Genomic DNA, 6,194 nt, shown 5'->3' with positions numbered 1-6,194 from the left:
TTTTTGTAGTTTCTCTACTTGCTCTTGATTGAGATAATTTTTCGCTGGCATCTTTCACTTGTTAGACTAAATTTACTTTCGGATTATACTTTATTTAAATGCTGAACAGCTTAGATGATCAAGAAACTTTTAGCATTTCTCGCAATTGTGATAGGGACACCTATTGTGCTATTTTTTCTCCTCTTCCTCACAACTGGTGGAATTCCGGTTCCCACCGAGCCTGATTGGCTATACGATTGGGAATTTCGTTCAGAGGTCAAAGCCGATCGCTTAATTGGCGGCGGATACACCTATATTTTTGACGGTCGAGATATATGGATTAGATTTCATGTAAAAGAAGAATTGCCGCCACCTAAATATCAGGGTTTTTACAAGGGTATAAGAGACGGTACAGCTTGCAACCGTCAAGAATTAGAAACAATTAGACAGTGGTTTTCTCAAGTTATCACCCAACAAAACAAACTGTTTGGGCTTATTTCTTTATTCAATCGTTCTGCTGAGGACATACAAAATTTAAATGAGGTAGAAAATTTAGAATGTTATTTTACCCAGCAACCAAAGCATAAGTTTGGTCAAATTCCACCTACAAGTATAGATGGTTATTGGGTGGTATTTAACAAAAGAACACAGTTTATTTATGTTAGATATTGGAGCTACACTTAGCTGCTAGGGCAGAATGCGGAAATATCGAGAGCGTCCCCTCTCTACAGTATTTTTGGGATTGAGATCGCTTTCAGACCGGAACGGGCAATCACCTCCGCGCTAGCTCCCACAAAAATGACCTACAACCGTTTGCCCGTAATACCGTTTCACTAAATGCCTGATGGGGAAATTGTGGGTGGCTTTTCGACTAAACCTAGATCAGAGGGTAGAGCAACATAAATGAAATGGTCTACCCATTGCTCGTTCTCATACAGAAAGCCGCGACGAATGCATTCCTTCTGCATACCCACACTTTGAGCCAATGCAATTGATGCTTGATTATCCAAATTAATGGCGGCTTCGATGCGATGATAGCCTAGCGTTTCAAACCCAGCAATTAGTGTGGCTCGAACTGCTTCCCTGCCGAAACCTTGCCTCCAGTGTTGGTTATGAATTTCGTATCCTAAAATTGCCCACTGATGTTCTTGGCGACGAATCGTTGAGAGATCGATGTTTCCAAGATGCTGATCGGTTTGACGAGAAAAAATACCAAATACAAAAACCCGATCGGTTAACGCCTGCTGTTGATGACGTTGACACAAATCTGCAAACCACTGGCGATCGCAGTGATCTAAGCTAACCAGCCCATCATCGTATTGATGTTGTTTTGGCAATCGCCCAGAAAAGCCAGCGTACCAAGTCTCATGATCACTTGGTTGCTGGGGACGAAGGATCAGCCGTTCAGTATTAATAGTCAATGCCCAGGAAATTCCACTCATTTTCTTTACAGAGGCAACTTACTTCCACACCACTACTGCAATGTCTTTCATAGTGTTGTAAGTGAGGTCTTTACTTGGGTTTACTTACAAACCGAGGTGAATTCATTAATCCAAGCTGTTCGCACCTCAGCAGATTGATTAGCCTGCCAAACTCTGCCGCTAATTGTATCCCAGCAGGTCAGCCAGCCTTTGCCGTAAACCCAGGTATCGATGCAGACAGCATAACCAATATGGCGAGGGATACCACTTGTTTGAACAGTATGCCCGCACACTAGCGTTTTACCAGAATAGTGCCGCTGGACGTACTCAAACGGTTCCCACAACAAGATGTGTTCAGGTTGCTGGGCAAGAGGGATCTCTGGATGAGCGTTGGCGTGTACAAATAAATGTGTGTCTGTCTCATACCAGTTTACACACACTTTCTTCAGGAATTCCCAATGGTTGTCAGGTACATCCGCTAGCTTACCCACCTTACCCGTGACTGAGTAAGAAGCGAGCGTTTTATCACCACCACAATTAAGCCACGGCAATTCCCAGGTACTATTTTTATAAGCTTATAACATCATGTGCTCATGATTGCCACGAAGAGCTACTAGCTGCCCTGTGTAATGGAGTGCAATGAGCCGATTAAGAATGCCTTTGGAGTCAGGGCCGTGGTCTATGTAGTCGCCAAGAGTCACTACTCGGTCTTCCGGCTGTAAATCTACAGCAGCTATTAGTTCTTCAAACGCCATCGAACAGCCGTGAATGTCTCCAATCGCTAGAATACGCATAGTTTAGTTAACAGCTCATCTTTGCATTGAGCTATTCATAGCCCAAATAGTGTGTTATTGCACGGATGGAGGTAGGCTTTTACGCGATTTTCAAAAACGATTAATAATAGTATTCACTTCCTCCTTATACGGGTGGAGAAGAAGGTTGAGTGAGCGTATAATTATAGAACTTGCAGCGCTTTTGAAGGCTAGAAATGGAATTGAGTAAATAGCTTCCTTCACTGTTTTGTAGATGCTTATACAAGTCAGGCAGTACTTTAGGACTAGCTATTTCACCCAGTACATCTGCTGCACTAGAACGAACATCAGAGTATTTATCTTCTAGAGCTTTAATTAACGGTTTAACTGCTTCTTTTGCTTGAATTTTACCCAGCGCTTCTGCTGCTTTAAGACGAACAGAATCGGATTCATCTTCTAAAGCTTTAATTAATGGCTTAACTGCTGCTTTTGCTTGAATTTTACCCAGCGCTTCTGCTGCTTTAAGACGAACAGAATCGGATTCATCTTCTAAAGCTTTAATTAATGGCTTAACTGCTGCTTTTGCTCCGATTCTACCCAATGCTTCTGCTGCGTTAAAACGGACATTAAGATTCTCATGTTTTAGGGCTTTAACTAAAGGTTTAACTACTGCTTTTGAGCGGTTTTTACCCAACTCATCTGTTGCTCTCCAAGAAACAGAACGATCTTCATTCTCTAGGGCAGTGATTAACACTTTAATCACTGCTTCCGACTGGATTTTGCTCAGGGTTAATGCCGCGCCAGCACGAATATCAGAGTATTTATCTTTTAAAGTTTTAGCTAACGGTTGAATTGTTGCTTCTGACGGAATTTTATTCAACGCCTCTACCGCTAGCCAACGCTCCTCAGAGGATTTATGTTCTAAAGCTTTAATTAACAGTTGAACCCCTGCTTTTGATGAAATTTCTCTCAGCGCATATATCGCCCTACGACGAACATGAGAATCGTCATCTTCTAGGGCTTTACTTAACGCTCGAATCGTTGCTTTCGATGGAATTCTACCCAGCGATTTTTCTGCTCTCAGACGAACAGAAAAATCGTCATTTTCTAAAGCTTTAGTTAACGCTTGAACTGCTACTTCTGATGGAATTTTACCTAGTGCTTCTATTGCCCGCAAACGAACATAAATGTTTTCATCTTCTAGAAGTTTAATTAAAGATTGAATTGCTGCTTTCGAGGGAATATTACCTAGTGCAGATGCCGCCAGACAACGAATAAGAGGAGCTTTATCTTCTAAGATTTTAATTAACGGTTGAACGGCTAGCTCCGACCGAATCTTACTCAGCGCATATATCGCACCACGGAGAACATTAAAAGCCTCAATTTCTAGAGCTTTAATTAACGGCTGAACCGCTATTTCCGACGGTATTTTACCCAACGCCATCGCTGCCTCAGCACAAACCTCAAAATGTTCATCTTCTAGAGCTTTAATTAACGGTTGAAGCGCAGCTTCTGACTGGATTTCACTCAGGAGCTCTGCCGCTTTAATACGAACATAATGATGTTCATTTTCTAGAGCTTTAAATAACGCTTGAATTGCTGTTGGCAGCGAGATTTTATCTAGCGCTTCTATCACCTTATGACAAGTAAAGCAGTCTTCGTATTCTAGAAGTTTACTTAAAACATAAACCGCAGCTTCTGACGGAATTTCACCCAGCGCCTCTACCGCACTTGAACGAACATAATAATCTTCATCTTCTAGAAGTTCACTTAATGCTTGAACCGCAGCTTCCGACTGGATTTCCCCCAGCACATTTATTGCCCTAAAACGAAGATAAGATTCTTCATTTTTCCAAGTGTGTCTTAACAGTGGGATGGCAGAGTCAGAACGGGTTATACTCAAAAGCTCAATCTTCAGCTCTGGAGAAATTTCTCTAGCATCTACTAAAGCAATTGTTTGCTCTTGAAACTCTGGTTTTACCGCTCCTGCCAGCCTTGCTCCCAGTTGCAAATCTACCTCCAAGGCTAACTCGACCACTCGCACTGCCTGCGCCTCATCCTCCACCAACTCCAGCATCAGTGCGAGGGTTGGAGTCCATTTCAGATAATTTAGATAGTCTCGTTTCAGCCTGTCCCCATCCTGAATCAGCTGCGGTAGCTGTTTGAGCAAGCATTCTGCGGTGTAATATTCCTGAATCAGTTGGTGTCGAAATTCAATCTGGTCGTTTGCTCCCACTTGAATCAGGCGATGCTTGAGTAAATCCTCAATCCAGCAGAGGGCGCAATCCTCCGGACAATCCACCTTACCTTGCAGAAATTCCATTAGCACGGCTTCGGCTTGATGCCTGGAAAGCACGACTTGCAACTGTGTCGGCACTTTCCCGTTCGTCATCACCCAGGCTAAGTGTTCCAACAGTTGAGGGCACCAATGGTGATACTCATTGGCGACTGGGACATTTTGAAAAAGCTTGCGGTCATAACGATTAGCGAACTGGCGAAACATTAAACCCAGGTTGGGGGGTATTTTGTTGCTGTTATCAACAAATACAGAACACAACATTTTCAACAGCAGTGGTGTTTGCCCGAACTCCCGCAAGCGACTCCCCAACTGCCTCAACATCTCCTCCCCCTGCCTCGACAGATAGGCAAAGGAGAACTGCCGCATTTGCTCCTCTGTCAGGGGTTGCATCTCCAACTTCTTGTCAATGTCGAGGTCGTTCTCTCCGCCCAAATCCTGCGTCGTGAAAACCATCGGTGTGTCTGGATTGTCCAGCCGAAACGCTTTCAACTCTTGCCGCGCTTCTTCAGATGGCAACTCGTTGAGACCATCCAGTAGTAGCAAGAATTGTCCCTGAAATAACAGTTCGTTTATTTCAGCATCTTGCAGCCACAAGCCATGCCGCTTTAAGAAATCCTGAATCAAACTCAGCACCGAAGTTTGGTAATACCGGAGTTCTACCAGCACGGGGATTTTGGGAAGCTCCTCCCCTGCCACCTTTAACAACGAGGGGGTAAGAAGTTGCTGTTTTTCCCCTTCTCCCCATCTCCCCCTCTCCTTCTGGGCTTCCTCCAACAACAACCGCGCCAATGCCGTTGATTTCCCCAAACCCGGATGCCCTACCAACAATACGTGTTCCGAAGCATACTTTCGTAGCCCTTCCAGAATACTCAATCGTTCCACTCTCTCTTGACTATTGCCTCCCCTCTGGCTGTCAGGCTGAATCTTCTGCACCATGAGAGTAAAATCCAACAATAGTGATGATGGTTTCGACCCTTCCCGCTTTTGTTCCTCCCAATTCATAATGGTGTAAACGTTCCACCATTGGGCGTAAGCGTTGCAGAGTGAATCTAAATAGGGATTCCAGTTAACCATGCCAATATGCTTGAATCGAGATGCTGCTTTATATCGCTACAAGGGCTATTCCATTATTTCCAAATCTTATTGGAAACCTATAGGGTGTTGTACGTTGTTAAGCAGACTTAAGGCAACTCACAAAATTTTAATTACTACAATAAAACTCCAGTCAACTTCTGGGGCTTTTTTTCTGAATGGCATTAGTAGATTTTAGTCATTCAGCCAGTCGCTCACCAAAAACTTTGGTAATTTCTTCTAAAGATTCGTCAGATAGTTTCTGCCATATTTCAGCAAAGGCTTCCGGACGAACTTCCCACAGGCGATTAAACAGGCACTCGATTATCAATTCTCGTCGTGTTGAGCGTTAAGAGGGGTCTATTTAATGATGTGTAACTTGAGGTACTCACTATGACAACATTTCTGGAGCGATACAAAAGCGGGGAATACGAGCAGGTGTGGGATGAATTGTTAGCAAGAGGCTCATCGATTAGGAACGAACCACTGCTAGAAGATGCCCTTGCTGTTGCACGGGAAACGATGGCTAGAACTCGAACAAACATCGAAATACTAATAGAACCTCAGTTCGGGATAAGCATTTGTAGACTCAGAAACCCTGAAGTAGGTTGAGGAGAGAAGTTGCAAGCCGAGAGAGGAGTTGGTGATTGTGGATAGAAATTGATGGAGAAG

Annotated in this window: 5 protein-coding genes and 1 pseudogene; 2 read left to right on the top strand and 4 right to left on the bottom strand. The window is 43.7% G+C overall.

Annotation, left to right across the window (positions count from 1 at the left end; genetic code table 11):
* Positions 1-114: 114 nt before the first annotated feature.
* On the top strand, positions 115-663 hold the full coding sequence (locus tag H6F63_RS07485; RefSeq protein ID WP_190636226.1) for a hypothetical protein: 549 nt from the start codon (positions 115-117) through the stop codon (positions 661-663).
* A gap of 149 nt (positions 664-812) precedes the next feature.
* Here H6F63_RS07485 and H6F63_RS07480 read toward each other — a convergent pair whose 3' ends face one another.
* From H6F63_RS07480 to H6F63_RS30420, 4 genes and pseudogenes are all read right to left on the bottom strand, one after another.
* Positions 813-1,421 (bottom strand): GNAT family protein, encoded by a 609-nt coding sequence (locus tag H6F63_RS07480; protein ID WP_190636224.1) that lies wholly within the window; start codon positions 1,419-1,421, stop codon positions 813-815.
* Between the two features lie 80 nt (positions 1,422-1,501).
* Positions 1,502-2,194 (bottom strand): annotated as a pseudogene (locus H6F63_RS30910) (metallophosphoesterase family protein).
* A gap of 124 nt (positions 2,195-2,318) precedes the next feature.
* Positions 2,319-5,525: a HEAT repeat domain-containing protein gene (locus tag H6F63_RS07470; RefSeq protein WP_190636222.1), complete on the bottom strand. Its 3,207-nt coding sequence runs from the start codon at positions 5,523-5,525 to the stop codon at positions 2,319-2,321.
* Between the two features lie 196 nt (positions 5,526-5,721).
* Positions 5,722-5,853 carry a hypothetical protein gene (locus H6F63_RS30420; RefSeq protein ID WP_277876361.1) on the bottom strand — a complete coding sequence of 44 codons (132 nt, stop codon included), beginning with the start codon at positions 5,851-5,853 and terminating at the stop codon, positions 5,722-5,724.
* Between the two features lie 62 nt (positions 5,854-5,915).
* Between H6F63_RS30420 and H6F63_RS07465 the strand changes: the two genes are divergently transcribed.
* Positions 5,916-6,134 carry a hypothetical protein gene (locus H6F63_RS07465; RefSeq protein ID WP_190636220.1) on the top strand — a complete coding sequence of 73 codons (219 nt, stop codon included), beginning with the start codon at positions 5,916-5,918 and terminating at the stop codon, positions 6,132-6,134.
* Positions 6,135-6,194: the final 60 nt, after the last annotated feature.

Source organism: Trichocoleus sp. FACHB-40 (assembly GCF_014695915.1).
Taxonomy (GTDB): Bacteria; Cyanobacteriota; Cyanobacteriia; order Cyanobacteriales; family FACHB-T130; genus Funiculus; species Funiculus sociatus.
The sequence above is the reverse complement of the archived record's forward strand: the minus strand, read 5'-3'. Positions and strand labels throughout refer to the sequence as shown.